The sequence below is a fragment of the Clostridium aceticum genome, assembly GCF_001042715.1.
GTDB classification, from domain to species: Bacteria; Bacillota; Clostridia; order Peptostreptococcales; family Natronincolaceae; genus Andreesenella; species Andreesenella acetica.
On record NZ_CP009687.1, the window covers coordinates 2,915,028 to 2,930,264 of the forward strand.

14 protein-coding genes are annotated in these 15,237 nt (G+C 31.2%); all 14 read right to left on the reverse strand.

Annotated features, from left to right (window positions below; translation table 11 throughout):
- Positions 1-11: 11 nt before the first annotated feature.
- Positions 12-656, reverse strand: a complete 645-nt coding sequence (locus tag CACET_RS13535; RefSeq protein WP_044825246.1) for a hypothetical protein — start codon at positions 654-656, stop codon at positions 12-14.
- A complete protein-coding gene (locus tag CACET_RS13540; protein WP_044825247.1) occupies positions 649-1,827 on the reverse strand; it encodes a hypothetical protein in 1,179 nt (392 codons plus the stop codon). The genes CACET_RS13535 and CACET_RS13540 overlap by 8 nt, the downstream gene beginning before the upstream one ends.
- Complete coding sequence (locus CACET_RS13545) at positions 1,808-3,508, reverse strand: GspE/PulE family protein (protein WP_052661473.1); 1,701 nt, start codon at positions 3,506-3,508, stop codon at positions 1,808-1,810. Before CACET_RS13545 ends, CACET_RS13540 begins: the two co-directional genes overlap by 20 nt.
- Before the next feature lie 21 nt (positions 3,509-3,529).
- The gene (locus CACET_RS13550) at positions 3,530-4,600 is read right to left on the reverse strand and encodes a type IV pilus twitching motility protein PilT (protein ID WP_044825248.1); all 1,071 of its coding nucleotides are present in this window, start codon (positions 4,598-4,600) and stop codon (positions 3,530-3,532) included.
- Positions 4,601-4,810: 210 nt separating this feature from the next.
- On the reverse strand, positions 4,811-7,777 hold the full coding sequence (locus tag CACET_RS20825) for a leucine-rich repeat domain-containing protein (RefSeq protein ID WP_044825249.1): 2,967 nt from the start codon (positions 7,775-7,777) through the stop codon (positions 4,811-4,813).
- Positions 7,778-8,012: 235 nt separating this feature from the next.
- On the reverse strand, positions 8,013-8,615 hold the full coding sequence (locus tag CACET_RS19580; protein WP_052661474.1) for a prepilin-type N-terminal cleavage/methylation domain-containing protein: 603 nt from the start codon (positions 8,613-8,615) through the stop codon (positions 8,013-8,015).
- A 174-nt stretch (positions 8,616-8,789) separates the two neighbouring features.
- Positions 8,790-9,239 carry a hypothetical protein gene (locus tag CACET_RS13565; RefSeq protein ID WP_044825250.1) on the reverse strand — a complete coding sequence of 150 codons (450 nt, stop codon included), beginning with the start codon at positions 9,237-9,239 and terminating at the stop codon, positions 8,790-8,792.
- A gap of 109 nt (positions 9,240-9,348) precedes the next feature.
- On the reverse strand, positions 9,349-9,921 hold the full coding sequence (locus tag CACET_RS13570) for a hypothetical protein (RefSeq protein ID WP_044825251.1): 573 nt from the start codon (positions 9,919-9,921) through the stop codon (positions 9,349-9,351).
- A 176-nt stretch (positions 9,922-10,097) separates the two neighbouring features.
- Positions 10,098-10,490 carry a hypothetical protein gene (locus tag CACET_RS13575; protein ID WP_044825252.1) on the reverse strand — a complete coding sequence of 131 codons (393 nt, stop codon included), beginning with the start codon at positions 10,488-10,490 and terminating at the stop codon, positions 10,098-10,100.
- Complete coding sequence (locus CACET_RS13580) at positions 10,477-10,821, reverse strand: DUF960 family protein (RefSeq protein ID WP_044825253.1); 345 nt, start codon at positions 10,819-10,821, stop codon at positions 10,477-10,479. Before CACET_RS13580 ends, CACET_RS13575 begins: the two co-directional genes overlap by 14 nt.
- A gap of 448 nt (positions 10,822-11,269) precedes the next feature.
- Positions 11,270-11,986 (reverse strand): hypothetical protein, encoded by a 717-nt coding sequence (locus CACET_RS13585; protein WP_158386073.1) that lies wholly within the window; start codon positions 11,984-11,986, stop codon positions 11,270-11,272.
- An 851-nt stretch (positions 11,987-12,837) separates the two neighbouring features.
- Positions 12,838-13,470: a recombinase family protein gene (locus CACET_RS13590; RefSeq protein ID WP_044825255.1), complete on the reverse strand. Its 633-nt coding sequence runs from the start codon at positions 13,468-13,470 to the stop codon at positions 12,838-12,840.
- A gap of 427 nt (positions 13,471-13,897) precedes the next feature.
- Complete coding sequence (locus CACET_RS13595) at positions 13,898-14,485, reverse strand: DEAD/DEAH box helicase family protein (RefSeq protein ID WP_044825256.1); 588 nt, start codon at positions 14,483-14,485, stop codon at positions 13,898-13,900.
- Positions 14,486-14,581: 96 nt separating this feature from the next.
- The gene (locus tag CACET_RS13600) at positions 14,582-14,932 is read right to left on the reverse strand and encodes a hypothetical protein (protein ID WP_044825257.1); all 351 of its coding nucleotides are present in this window, start codon (positions 14,930-14,932) and stop codon (positions 14,582-14,584) included.
- Positions 14,933-15,237 lie beyond the last annotated feature (305 nt).

A 15,237-nucleotide genomic window follows, 5' to 3' on the forward strand; every position in this document is an offset into this window, starting at 1 on the left:
ACTGACCTCCTCTATCTAGGCATTATGACTATGTCAAATACATCCAAGTCATCATCTAACACCTTTACTGTCTCTATAGCATTTACCTTGTAATTTCCCATTTCTTCATAAGCTCCAAGCGACTGTAAGAATGAAGCTAGACTTTCTTTATTTGTAGAAAACCCTCTTATTTGTATAATTGAGTTACCTATATCTGTCCTATATTTTAAAGAATATTCATTCTCATCTCTATTATCCATATGTGATGTATTGCTATCTTCAATGAGTATAATAGTTACATTCTTAGGCTTAATATCATTTATGTAACTTATTAAACTTTCTATCTTGTATCTGTCTTCATATATTGGATATGCTGAACTCTCATTTTGCCTCTTTAATGACTCGATCATCTTTTCTCTTTCATTGACCTTAGTTTGAAGCTCTGTTATTTCCTTTTCCAATATTAAGTTTTCTCCATAAACAGAATTAACTTTCAGTTCCACTGCTTTGTTCAGTAGTTTATTACTTAACCACTCACTTCCAAATGAAGCAACTCCTAAATACATTAAGCTGATTATTACAATAATTAAAGCTGGTAATACACATTTTTGATACGTGTACTTTATCATCATGTCATGAGGTATAAGATTTGTATTTACCTTCCTTCTTTTATTCATAGTAATCAGCCCCTTTCTTCATCGATTCCACTATTGACCCAATGCACAACAGCAAGTCAATTGTTACATCTTCAATTTCACTGATATCCAACTCATTTCTTCCAGTGTTTATATTTACTAACAGTTTGTAATTATTAATACTTAGTAAATTGAATTTCTTAGTAATATATTTTCTAGTTAAATGACTACTTCCAACAATTTCAATGTTTTCTGCATTGTATTTTTCATCAACATAGTTTTTAACTTCTATGATTTCTGTACCTAACATTTTTAACATATCTAAGACTTCACTCTTAACGTCTCTTACTAATTGAGTTTCGACTGTGTATTCTTCGTTTTCGTCTTCCTCATACTCTTTAATGTCCTCTTCTTCATACATGTCATCACTGAATGAAATCTTATCAAACTCTTCATTTTCTCTTTGAAGTCTTTCTTCATCTGAATCATTGATATATACTCTATTTATCTCTGTCTTCTCATCTAATGAAATGCTTTTAGCTATCCTTATAAACTCCTTAAACTCTAAGTTTTCATATACTTTTCGCAATCTCTCATAACAGCTTATTAAATTGTTTCCTGAGTTTTTAATATATACTGGTAAGTTATTGATGAGTATTATTAGTCCTGTTCTTCTTACTCCTAGGTCAATCATTATTCTTGTTTTATTCCCACTGTAGCTTGTCCTATCATTAAATGCTGCTATGCTGTTGTGTAATGCTGTATAGTGACTAATCAGCTCTACTACATTAATTTTTTCCTTATATAGTTCTTTAAGAAATGCTTTGTTTTCTTTTTCACCATAGTAAATGATTTGCGAAATTGATTTATCTATTGAATCCCCAATATATGATATTCTTTTATTTTTTAGTGTTCTATCCTTATGATTAGGTAGTTCTTTTTCTTTCTTACCATCAAAATTTGCACTGTCTCCGTAACTAATATCTGTTAAGTAATCTGGAGTTACTACGTGTACATTTAAACTCTTAAGCTCTTTACCTATCTTTAGTTTAAGCTCTTTTATAATTTCTTGATAATTTAAAGTTCCATTGTTTTCATAGTACTCTGAGTTGTTTACAATAACTTTCTTAATGACTTTTATGACTTTTCCTTTGGTCTCTGTCACTACTGCTGATGTAACCTCAACCCCAAAACTAATCGTTACTCTTTTCATCTGTTACACCTCCATATAATTTGTAAACCTCTTCTACAGAAGTTATTCCTTGTTTAACAAGGTCTACAGCAAAATTTATCTTTTTAACCATGCCATTTTTAATTGCCATTTCTTCAATTTCAGCTTTTGAAACTTCTCTATGAACTGCTTCCTTCATATCAGGTGTCATCTCTAATATCTCAAGTACTATAGTCCTACCTAAATATCCTATTTTATTACAATGATCACATCCTACTGGCTTGTAAACCTTACTTCCTAACATGTTCTCATCCATTCTGAAAGTTATGATATCTTTATTGGTTACTAGATGTTCCTTTTTACAAAGAGGACACAACTTCCTAATTAAGTTTTGTCCTATAACTCCTATAATGTTGTCAGCTACAAGATATCTATCTATACCAAGTCTTACTAATCTATCTAATGAACTTACAGCATCTCCTGTATGCAATGTAGTAAGTATTAAATGCCCAGTATCCGAAGCCTCCATTGCTATTTGTGCTGTTTCTTTATCTCTAATTTCTCCGATTAATATAACATCAGGGTCTTGCCTTAATTCTTCTCTCAATGTATTAGCAAATGTAAGTCCTTGAGCCTCATTTATCTCTGCTTGCACTACTCCATCAATTCTGTACTCAACAGGATTTTCAATCGTAGATATTTTCTTTTCAGGTGTATTTATTTCTGATGTTAAAGCTGCAAGTGTACTTGATTTACCACTTCCTGTTGGTCCACTTACAATAATAATTCCACTTGTTTTATCTGCCATTCTTCTAAGCTTTTCAATTAAGTCAGGTGTCATTCCCAGCTCCTCTAATGTCCTTATCTGGCTATTTTCACTAGTTAGAATTCTCATTACTACGTTTTCACCATTTACTTTAGGTGATATTGATACACGTATATCAATTACTTCATCCTTAGACTTTAATCTTATCTTCCCAGATTGAGGTGTCCTTGTATTGTTACTATCCATTTTAGCCATGACTTTAATTCTATTAACTATCTTCTTATAAACTGACTTTTCGTTTATTTCTCCGTGATATTTTAATGCACCATCTATCCTATATCTTATTCTCACTGTGTTTTCTTCTGGTTGTATATGAATATCAGAGGCTTTAAGATTTACACCATTTTTAATTATGTTTTCTGTTAAACCTATTACTGTGTTTTCATCAGCCTCTTCCTCTTCTTCAATAATTTCATCTTCTGCACTTTCTTCTTTTAATGTCTCTACCAAATTATTCATCTGATCACTTTTAATATAGCTAATATTATCTTTCACCCAACTCTCAAAATCTTTTTCAAGAATTGCTAGGAAACTTAATTTATCAGTTATTCTATATTCTTCAGTAATCATATCCTCTATTTCTAATTTAAGTTTTGGGTTAACTAATAAAACTTCAGCTTTTCCTTTTGATTTAACATGTACAATTATTTTCTTTTCGACCATTACATTCATTGGTATACGCTTTAATAAATTTAGAGATGATGTGGAACCATTAAACACATCTAACATACCAACATCTTTATATGCTTGTACTATCTGTTCTTGAGTACAACCCATTTTCTCAAGTGCTTTATACTCGCTATATTTTTGATTTAACATTATATCTTTCATGTTTTTTATCTTTCCTTTGTCAAATTTTAATTCTTTTTCTGCCCAGTTAAATATATCTGTGTACATACAATTAAACCTCCTTTTGATTTAATAGTTCAGCCTCATCTCCAGTAGTCTATAGTCATCACTGTCTAGTATGAATTTCACATCTGTTAGTTCTAATCTTCTGTTCTCTATATGCCAAAGTATGTTATCTGTAATGTGCTGGCATCCTATATCTTTCTTTGTTCTCATATAGTCTTTAATAGCATTAGATTTTGTCTCGGTTGATTTCAGCTGATTAGCTAAGACTGAATTCATCATAAGCATCTCTGCAATTACTACAACTCCTTTTTCAGTGCCTACCATTTGTTGATGTATGATGCTAAATAATACCGATGATAATTGATTTCTAATTTGCTGCTGTTGCTCTGGTGGAAATACATCAATTAAACGGTCAATAGTATCTATGACTGACTTACTATGTAATGTCCCAAATACTAAATGTCCTGTTTCAGCTAATGTAATTGCATTTTTTATTGTATCTAGATCCCTTAACTCACCGACTACTAAAACATCTGTGTCTTCTCTCATAGCATCTATGCCTTCTTGAGTAAATGATTCGGTATCAACCCCTACCTCTCTCTGCTCTATTACAGACATTTCTTCTTTGTAAACGTACTCAATAGGGTCTTCTATAGTAATGATTATCTTTGCTCTCGTCTTGTTTATCTCATTTATAATTGAAGCGATTGTTGTAGTCTTACCAGATCCAGTTGCCCCACAAACTAGTACTAATCCTTTTTCAGCCTTTGTTAATCTCTTTATATCAGGAGGTAAATTCAATTTTACTAGTTCTGGTATATCTTCAGATAACAGTCTTAAAGTGGCATTTAAACCATTATTGCTCCTGTACATATGAAGTCTGAATCTCCTACCGTTAAATGATAAAGCTGCATCTAGACTATTTCTTCTATTCTGTTTAAATTCTACTTTCTTTTGCAAATTCTCAACGTATACATTTATAAAATCATTTAACTCTTTTTCATCTATAGTTATATTGGTCTTTGTAAGCTTTTTCTTAATTCTTAATATGCTCTCTCTGTTCGTTTTGATATGAACGTCAGAAGCTCCATTCTCTATAGCAAAGTTTAGCAAATACTCAATGTTCTCACTCATTTCCTCAACCTCCAATTCACTTAATTTATTAATCTCTTATTAATTAATTCAATGCAGTTTTTATGGTTCTCCAATATTATCTATGCGTTTTAATAGATGTATTAAAATTTCATATTCTCTTTACTATGAATTTGATTTTCTTATTTATAGTTGAAATAAAAAAGGAAGAGACTGTTTGAAGTCTCCTCCCATATTTAAGTGGTTTTCAATTTATTTTAGGTATGTTATCACTGTTGTATCTGGGAATGAATTTGATTGGATAGTAACTGCTCCACTAACATTGTCTATCAATGCCTCCGAAAGATTATTGTTATATCTAAAAGCTGTTCCTCCTATACTAGTGACATTAGACCCTATATTAAGTGTTTTTATATCTGAGTACTGGAATCCAATCAATGGTATGTTTGAATCTATAGTTAGATTTTCTATTTTAGCTGCTGATGTACTGTATTTAGATCCAAATGCTGAATCACTATTACTATAAGTTTCCAAAGTGACATTTTTACCAATAGTTAAATTTTCAATAGTACTACTATAAAATGCACCATTATTATAACTCGCCTCTATTACTGATCCATCACCAATGGTTACATTGGTCGCTGTTAAACTGTCAAAACTGTAATCACTGTCAACTATATTATTACCTTCTAACGTCAAATCTCTTATATTACAGTTTCTAAACGTGTACCTTCCTATTTCAACCCCTTGTTTTATGGTTATTGAGTCTGCACTAAGTAGTGCTGAATCAAATGCACTGGTTCCTATTGAGTCCATGTTACTAATATTAGGTGTGTTTATAATTGAACATCCTTTGAATGCGTTTATTCCTATACTTGTTGCATTTGACCCTATGTTTAGTGTTTTTATTTCTGAGTTTAAGAATCCAGATATAGGTATATTTGAGTCTATAGTTAGATTCTCTATTTTAGCTGCTGTATTTACAGTAGAATTACCAAATACTGAATAACTGCTCTCATATGATTCTAATATTACATCTTTTCCAATATCTAGATTTGTTATAATACCCTTATTAAATGAGCCTCGTCTTAAATTACTTCCATCACCAATAGTTACACTATTTGCTTTTAGTTCTACGAATGCTTCTAAATCAACATCGTTTTCTCCTTGTAATATTAGATTGTTAATATTACATCTGTAGAAAGCACTATTTCCAATTGTAGTTCCTTGTTTTATTATAATTTTATCTGCATTCGTTAATGCCATTCTAAAAGCATCACTTCCTATTAAATCAATACTACTTAGATTAGGTGTATTCGCAATTTGACACTTGTAGAATGCTCTATACCCTATACTTGTAGCATTTGATCCTAAGTTAAGTGTTTTTATTCCTGAGTTTTGAAACCCAGAGTGTGGTATATTTGAGTCTATAGTTAGATTCTCTATTTTAGCTGCTGATAAGCTACTTGAACCAAAAGCTGAATTACTACTCTCATATGACTCTAATATTACATTTTTACCAATAGTTAGATTAGTTATATTACTGTTATGGAATGAACCTACTGATGAACCTGATTCTAAATATGAACCATCTCCAATAATTACGTTAGTAGCTGTTAAACCGTTAAAGGTGTAATAATAATTAACTCTGTTATTTCCTTTTAATACTACTGAATCTACATTATAATTGTAGAACGCATGTCTACTTATATTTATTCCATTATCAATTATTATCTCGTTTATTAAATCTTTTTTACTATACCAACTATAATTTGAAACTGAATTATATCCAGTAATATCACCACTACCAGTTAAACTTAAAACTCCTGATTCACTTAATGTTGCTGTTACGTTATCTCCTACTTGCCATGTATCTGTTACTATATCCGTACCTACTATATTGTTCTCATAATATTCAGTGAAGCCTTGTCCACTCTTTGTATATAGCTTTCCTCCATTTACATCTAAGTTCAATCTAAATACTGCTGTGAACTTTGTATCAGATTGGACTGTTATTGTTTTTATATCATTTATCTCATCTTTAACCCCATCAACTCTCCAATAACTGAAAATGTAGTCAGGTGAAGATGGTAATGCTTTCATTGTTACTGAGCTGCCAACTTTAAACATTTTAGTATCTGGGTCTGCATCTGCTATATCATAACTTAAAACGATTCTATTCCCATTTCCTACTGATACCTCTAATTCAACTTTGTCTCCTTCTCCTCCACTTTCACCATCACTTATTATTGTTCCTGTATTTATTGAGTCAGTGAAGTTAAAAGGTACTTCTGTGTAAACTTGAAAATTACCACTGCCACTTCCTGTGCCTCCATATGTCTTATCCCATGCCATTAAATAATACGCTGGTAACATTGGAGTTCCACTAGTTAACAACTGTCCTCCTGTAGTTTGACTATAATCAGATGGGCTTGGAAATCTTGGTGTCTTATATCCGCTACCACCCGAACCTCCAGTATCTCCTGTTCCACCTGAACCACCTTCAGTAGGTGGATAGCCTCCTGCTGCTCCTAATGGATATGATTGATAATAAACATCTCCACCGTCTTCAGGTACTTCTACTTTTATTCCTTCAGTTTCAACTTCGAACCCTAACATTGCCCATTGATCTTGCTCTTCTGAATTACCTGTATCTCCACCTGTTGGATCTTCTCCCTCATGTACCACCTTATAAACTGTTTCTGGTTCTATATCTGTTATTACTTGACCTGTAGGGGTTCTTCCTAAAACAAGAAAGTATTTATGACAATCACATATTGGTGTTTCAGGTGTCCAACGAACCTTGTTTGTTAAAGTCTCTGGTTCAAATATCCACCCCTCACGTGCCTCTGTACCTTTCGAGGTAAATACTACATAAGTATTATTATCTTCTAATTTACTAGCATGTAATTGATAGTAATTATTCCAGGGGTCTTTTAAGTTACCTTCACCGTTACTAAATTGAATCTGTGCTGATGAGTTTTTATTAAATAGTTCTTCAAATTTAGCTATAGTGTCATATTCATCTGAATCATGCAAAGTAAACACTGTTTTTGAAGATAAGTAAAAACTTCTAAAGTCTACATCTACACCAGCCTCTCTTGCTCTATCTGATTCTGTAGTTATTTTTGGAATAAGTATTGCTGCAAGTATCCCTATTATTACAATGACGAAAAGAACTTCTACAAATGTAAATCCTCTCTTTCTTCTAATGTCCATTTATTTTACCTCCTTTGATTTTAATATTTATTTATTATTATTTGAAATGATATTTATACGGATTGTATATTTTAAATATTTGTTCTTAATCTCTTGCTCACTAGTAAATCTTATTTCTAATTTGATTATGTTTATATCTCTTATGTTATTGAATAAAAATAAGGCCACTCAACACTGAATGACCTTATCCTTATAATGCTCTTAAATTTTTTCTTACTATGATTGTCCTATTTTCTTATTGAATATTCTTTGATAATCCAGCTGTTTTAATAACTGTATCACCTTCAACTTGTCCAACGAATAAAATTAAGTTATCAGCTGCTTTATCTGCACCCTTATTTTCGAGTGCTCCAGTTGCATCGCTTGGAAGTACAATACCTGTCTCACTGACTTCAACTGTACCAAACTCACCATCTGCACCTGCTGAAACTACTAATACACAATTATTTGTTTGATCTACAACCATCATATAAGGATTAGACCATGGGTCATTTTGTCTAGAAACCAAATCACCTATTACAATACCATTTGTTGTACCAGCCTCAGTTGCCTCTGTAAAGTTTAATCTAACGTCAATATCTTTATTGATAGCACTTACTACTGCATCTTCATCTGCAAAAGCATTTGTTCCAAAGCCACCGTTAAGTATTCCTACACCTTGTACTGATGTTTGGATAGATCTGAAATCAGTAATTACACCAGTTTCTCTAGCTTTATCAGCGTGACCAGCAATCTTTGGAATTAGTACAGCTGCTAGAAGTCCAATGATTACTATTACTATTAAAAGCTCCACAAGTGTAAAACCTTTCTTTTGTCTGTTCTGTAACTTTCTTAACATGTTTATTACCTCCGTTTAATTTTTTTTATTTTAATAACAAGCTTTTCTAACTCATTACTAATTACATTATTAATTGAAATTAATGCTGTTTTGCTGGTTGATAACTTTTTAATATTTGATTTTTACTTTATAACTACTGAACTTTCTTAACTTAAACTGATTATTCTAAGTAAACTATTTCATTATTGTTCCTATAGGATTTTCCATTAGCTCCTTTGATATATTAAGTGTCTCTCCCATAATCTTTGCTCCTGCTATTTTGTGTCCCTTTAATGCTAATTCTTTTAATTGACTCCTATCAAATATGTGATGTTTTCTGTTAATACCTACTGCTGTATACATAATCTTATTAAGATAATAATTCTTCTTAATTAAGGTGTAATACTCTATACCTTCACCACCAACATCTTGCTCTACTCCAAAATAAGGTAGTTTTTTTGAGTAATACGAGTTTAAACCCTTATTATTGAATCCTCTTATATCTTCAGCACTATTCTGAATCTCCGTAAAAGTCATTACTTTTTCTTCATTTGTTGATGCGTTAATTAGCAGGTATTTAATCGGACCTATTTCCTTTCCATTCTCATTTACCTTACGTTTCAATATTCCTCTTGGAAACCACATTAGACACCCCTCCTTCTTTAATTTATCTTTAAATAACTTATATGCTATTTAATTGGTTGAATTTTTATTTGTGTAAGATTATCAAATAAACCACTTTTAGTTTTTTAGTCTATTCGTATAGCTCTAAGAATACCGCTATCTCATCACCGTGTTTTATAAGTATTCTCTCTAGTTCCTCTGTCCACTTCTTTAATACTTCTGCCTTATTTTCTACCTTACCAACTAAATCACTTTCTTTTAATGAATTTAAAAAGCTTGATATTAGCAATAACTCTGCCTCTTCTAATTCAATTACGATTGATTCTTTTTCAGAACCCTGAATGATAGCAGTTGCAATTTTTACCTTGCAATTATTAATGAAGTTAAATATAAATACTACAAATGTTTCACTTTTTAACATGCATCCATATTTCGTTTTATCATAACCTTCTCTATGTCCACACAAATAAAGTATTACTTCATCAGTAGACTTATCTAGTGGTTTATTTCTATTATCTTTTGTTAGTTCTCTCCCATAAATTTTAATGTTTGTATATCCTCTTTCTGTATTCCACCACTCATGGTATAGTGTTTCATTTGCTATCTTCCATGACTTTCTAATATTAATAATTCCCCCTGTATTCTGATTACTTGTTATGCTTTTCATGTTATTATTGCTTTTCTTTTTTTTCTTACTTGCCATTCCACTACACCTCCATATTAAATTTCAATTTATACTTATTAATTAATCATAAGTAGTTTTATATGATTATCTTATATGTCAAGGCTGCTATTACTCCATCTCTTAGTGCTTTACTTTTAAATCAAAATAACACCATACAAAGATTAATGTATGGTGTTATTTCTCAATTCTTATATTTAGTTTTTCTTTATCATTGACTGGTCTATTGTTATTCTCTTAAGTCCTCCAGCCATTAATTTAAAATAAGTTAATATTCTATGAGCACCTATAAACTCTACTATGTCTCCTCTTTTTAATGTAATTAAATTATACCCTGCTTGAATTCCATCATAGTAATGTTTAATATCTGCAAAATCTTTATGGCTCCAGACTTCAGTTAAAATACCTGTATCAATACTCTCTATGCTCTGAAAACTTATAAAGCTTTTATGGTTCTGCTCACTATAATCAATTTGTATTGTCTGATTCTCTAATTGCTTATCTAGCCTCTCTAAATCTTTCTTCTTACCAAATATTCTATAGATTGTTATTCCATAACTTCGTATGTCTCTATCATTAGCTTTTAACATTACTAACTGCTTGCTTAGAGTTTGCTTTTTTCCTTTTAACTAGCTTATTTGCCTCACTTTCTAGCATCATTGTTATATCCAAGCCATCTCTTAATACAACTATCTTTTCTTTAGTCGCTTCTAATGTTAACAATAGATGTACTTTTCTTTTACTATTGCCTTCCTCTGATTGCTCTATGAGCTGCACTCCATTACTCGCTACGGTTAATTTAAACTTTTGAAGATCTGAACTATCTTCTTCATTATTAAGTAGTTCAAATAATTCATTGTAGATGAGTGCACTAACTTTTTTACTGATTCCTAAAGAAATATACCTTTCAACTTCTTTCATTTTCAACATCCTTTCTTTTTATAAAATTGTGGGTGGCAATTCTACCGAATTTTACTTCAAACATCAACCCCTAAATCACTATTTTTGCAAATATTTTTGAAATGTTAGTAATGTATATTTATCAATGCTTAAGGCTGATTTTCTACCCTTATCTGATAAACTTATCATTTGATTTGACCTCTTTATTGTCCTTTGTCCCACTTATCTTTTCCTTCTGTTTTTAAGTATAAAAAGAGACAGACCATGGAAGGAGTCTGTCTCATATAAAGGAGATAATTGATACATAGTATTATCTATGTACCTTGGAAAAAGAATATATGTCAGAACAATTAAATTGATTTTCCCAATCAAATTTAATTATTTAACTATAATAAATTATAAGTTGTTTTGAATGTCTTTTGTTTTCTCTATATTGTAGCTCTTATCTTAAATATTGTTTATCTTTCAATTACTTGCCAGAATTAATTTGCTCAAATGCTACTCCCATTATAGTTCCAGAATCATCTTTGATTAAAAATGATTGAAATCTTGCACTTGTTGATACATATTCCATCATTCCTGATTTCGATAAATTTCCTGTTATGTTATTAAATAAAACTTTTCCACTATCGGTTTCAAATCCTTTAGTAGTTCTAAAACAGTTATTATCAAAATAAATAGAACCACCATTTTCTACATAATCACCTTTACCAGTTCCTCCTTCACCTCCTCCAGCTACTGTACCCATTAAAAGAGCATTATAGTTAATAAAGGCTGTGTTTTTAGAACCATCTAAATCAGTATCTCCAGATGTACTCATTGAGTATCCTGATGTTGAATCTTTAGACGATAAAGCATAAACCCCTGGTACTTTACTACCTTTTGTACTGTATGCCTGACCAACTCCTGCACCATCACTTACTTTGTTTTCCACAGAAGCATTCTTCATTGCTGATGTTGCAATTAATACAGATACATTCTTACCTTCAAAACCCTGTATTGCACTAACTACCTGTGTACCTGTTACAATCTTTTGGTCGTAGTCAGTAAATGCAGAACTATTTACTACGTCTAAGTTCTCTTGAACTCCTGTCACTCCACTGTTAGCCACGCCCTTTGCAATACTAAACACACCGAAACCTAATCCGATGATTGCCGCTAATGCAATAAGTACGATACCAAGCATCGATGGCAATAGGTAATCATTTGATGTTATCTCTTGATTTTCCCCTGCCCCACACCGTGCATGCTACTTTCATAGCACACGGCGTTCCATCAATTAAACATTCAGCTGTTACGTTTAACTGACTGGTGGCTGTTCCTCCATTCCCATTACAGGAGCTTCTCTGGTCGTGCCACCGCTCTCGCTATCATTAAAGGTGCTTATTATTCTTCGCCACCACCAATATAAATTATTGTTAGATAGTTTTCCACGTTCCGACTACTGTATCTATACATATACACTTAGGTGCCTGCTCTGAGTAAATTATACTTGATAAGCCCTGTAAGCTTATATGGTATTTCACAACGGCTCTATTACTCTACCACATATATTTTACTCTTTAATTCACAGGTTTGTCAGCTATCATAGCATACTCACCATATGTATTTTGTAGACTCCCGCCACATTACTTTTTGTTTATGGCGACTTTAACGAGCTCCATACATTTCTGCATGTCGTAGTTTTAGAGGAATCACTTCAAACCGTTACGTTATCATTCTGATTCTCCAGTAGTCAGTTCACTTTAAGTGCCTAATCTTTTCAATTAGGAACGTGTCGCACCGCCGTTTGAAATCTCTTTTTCCATAGTCTAAACCACCTTTCATTAACCTGCTTATTAAAAACAGATTTTTATTTGTTTTTGAATTTGAGGTCTAAACGTATGATAGCTACATTTGAATGTATTGATTATATGCTTTATCTAAATGATTTCTTTAAAACTCACTAGCTGACTTATCGTAGTACAGTTGTCATTTTGTATAAAAAAAGTGCAACTAGTAATTTATTCATTACCAACTGCACCATTAAACTCTTATTTAGATTGCCTTTGATCCTATTTCTTCTTCATATTTTTCTATTGCTCTATAGAATGTATTGGGTTTTAAACCCAGTAAACTCATACATTCCTTAGCCTTCAGCTGCTTTGCTTTCCATCTAGGGTATAGATTTGCTAATAATTCTTCATCGTATACTATTGGCTTTCTGCCCTTGTATACACCTTTTTTCTTAGCCTCTTCTATTCCTGCCTTTTGTCTGTATTCTTTTCTCTCTAGCTCCTGTTGAGCTATTGAGCTGTATACCTCAATAAGTATATTGTTTATTAATTCTAAAACCCAGTCTTGTCCTTCAATATCATGTAAAGTTGTGGGTATATCTAAGCACCTAATTCTTACTTCTTTGTTCTTAAGAAATTCAAGTGTTTCTTTTATTCCTTGCTTAGTTCTACCAAGCCTATCCAGCTCACTTACTATTAATTCATCACCTTTACGAAGCACCCTTTTAAGTACATTCCATTCAGGCCTGTCATATGTCTTTCCTGTTACTTTATCTATAAAAATATTTTCGTCCTTTAATGTTGGTCTATACTTTTTAGCTGCCGTTATTTGCCGCTCCGCATGTTGATCCGTAGTACTTACACGTCCGTAGAAATATTCCTCATATCCTACCATTTAAACATTCCTCCAATCAATAATTTGGAGGCTGATTATATCATCACTATTATTGAAATTCCAGTACTATTTCAAAATTATTGAACTTTATTTTTGAAACGTTTATACCAACTAAACTAATTTTCAATTTTACTTTTCAAGTCATTTTCTACTTGCTGTATATTGAAAAAACTACTTGTGTACCCATTGAAAAACTTGAACTGTAGCCTTAATTTTTCTTATGTTGATTTATATATTTCTTCTTTCCTCCATTTAATCAAATTAGAATTAAATTTTTAAATAATGTTGATTTGTCAATGTACATTCAAATGTTCATAATAAAAAGAAGCCTGATTACTCAAACTCCTTAATAAAGTCACCATTTTTTATTATATTTGTAGGTATATTTATTATAAATTATAAGTCGTAATTTGATTAAATCTCTTTATTAACGTATATGCTTTATTAAAGTTATTGCCCTATCAATACCTTTTTTCAAAAATGTTCTTTTGTCTGGTAAAAGAGTTACTCCACTTCTTTTTGCAATTTCTTCAACGACATAGTCAATATTTCTATTATCTGTTATGATTTTTTCTTCAGTAATTTCAGTATCAAAAACTTCAATACAACGATCAATTTGAGATTTAGCCCAAGTTTCACCTCGTTCAAGTCGTTTATTCAATCGTTTTAATATGGTTTCTTTATTAGCATACAAAATATAATGCTTTAGAATTATGCCGTCATCTATAAGTCTCTGGATTATCTCCTCATAATATTGATGATTATTGATGGTCATGGGTACAATAATTGTACCCATATATTCCATGGAAATATATTTTAACATTTCATAATTAAATAATCGCCATTGTCCATGGTCTTGAAAATCAGACTTGTGAATCTCTTTTGGTGTATTATTACGAATAAAATATCCGATATTTTCAGGGTCATAAACAAACGAATTAGGAAGTCTTCTATGTAATTCAAAGGCACATGTTGTTTTTCCAGAACCAAATGCACCATTTACCCAAATAATCATTATATCCCCCTTTAGGCACAATTTTATTTCTCATAATATATCAACTATGTCGTAGTATGTAGATACTTCAAAACTATAAGTTTCCAACCCATCAAATTAATTATCTCTTATTTTTTGTAATAGTACCCTAGTTTGAGCTTCACTGTCTATTGTTTCTCTTCTGTTACTTGCTACTATTTCTTCTAACTCATTATCCTGTTTAGTTATATATCTTACTGCTAAATTATAAAATTCAGTTGCACTAATATCTAATTGCCTTGTACATTTATCTAATATAGTAGAATCGCTTACATTAAAACTACGTGCAACGTCTCTAACTATATTTTTTACTCTGCCTTCAGCATCTTCAGTACTGACTTCTTTTCCTTCTAATAAGTCTTCAATAATACTATTTTTTAATAATTCAAGTACTTTTAATGTTTGTTCAAGTGTTTTACTTGTTTCCATATGTATATAACCTCCAACCTTATGTTATAGTTGAAGTTATTTTATCACACAGAAGATTATTTTACCATTTATTTTATTTAGTTTATTTTATTTCTTTAGGGTCTACCCTATTGAAGTATGAAACACTTTATTTTTGAAACAGTTTTATCTTAATCCCTTTTATATAAATTATGTCATTAGGGTATCTTTCTATTTTTGAAATATTTCTAATAGATTTGATACCCTATTGAAAATAGCAATAGTATTACTTTAATGTTATCCTCCTTTCGGTTAATTACTTATGTTTTAAAATTTACTTTTAATTT

Excerpts from the sequence above, each read along its gene's own strand:
- CACET_RS13570 (WP_044825251.1), bottom strand. The coding sequence starts at position 9,921 with ATGGCAAGTAAGAAAAAAAAGAAAAGCAATAATAACATGAAAAGCATA.
- CACET_RS13580 (WP_044825253.1), bottom strand. The coding sequence starts at position 10,821 with ATGAAAGAAGTTGAAAGGTATATTTCTTTAGGAATCAGTAAAAAAGTT.
- CACET_RS13590 (WP_044825255.1), bottom strand. The coding sequence starts at position 13,470 with ATGGTAGGATATGAGGAATATTTCTACGGACGTGTAAGTACTACGGAT.
- CACET_RS13600 (WP_044825257.1), bottom strand. The coding sequence starts at position 14,932 with ATGGAAACAAGTAAAACACTTGAACAAACATTAAAAGTACTTGAATTA.
- CACET_RS13595 (WP_044825256.1), bottom strand. The coding sequence starts at position 14,485 with ATGATTATTTGGGTAAATGGTGCATTTGGTTCTGGAAAAACAACATGT.
- CACET_RS19580 (WP_052661474.1), bottom strand. The coding sequence starts at position 8,615 with ATGTTAAGAAAGTTACAGAACAGACAAAAGAAAGGTTTTACACTTGTG.
- CACET_RS13585 (WP_158386073.1), bottom strand. The coding sequence starts at position 11,986 with ATGCTTGGTATCGTACTTATTGCATTAGCGGCAATCATCGGATTAGGT.
- CACET_RS13540 (WP_044825247.1), bottom strand. The coding sequence starts at position 1,827 with ATGAAAAGAGTAACGATTAGTTTTGGGGTTGAGGTTACATCAGCAGTA.
- CACET_RS13575 (WP_044825252.1), bottom strand. The coding sequence starts at position 10,490 with ATGTTAAAAGCTAATGATAGAGACATACGAAGTTATGGAATAACAATC.
- CACET_RS13565 (WP_044825250.1), bottom strand. The coding sequence starts at position 9,239 with ATGTGGTTTCCAAGAGGAATATTGAAACGTAAGGTAAATGAGAATGGA.
- CACET_RS13535 (WP_044825246.1), bottom strand. The coding sequence starts at position 656 with ATGAATAAAAGAAGGAAGGTAAATACAAATCTTATACCTCATGACATG.
- CACET_RS13550 (WP_044825248.1), bottom strand. The coding sequence starts at position 4,600 with ATGAGTGAGAACATTGAGTATTTGCTAAACTTTGCTATAGAGAATGGA.
- CACET_RS20825 (WP_044825249.1), bottom strand. The coding sequence starts at position 7,777 with ATGGACATTAGAAGAAAGAGAGGATTTACATTTGTAGAAGTTCTTTTC.
- CACET_RS13545 (WP_052661473.1), bottom strand. The coding sequence starts at position 3,508 with ATGTACACAGATATATTTAACTGGGCAGAAAAAGAATTAAAATTTGAC.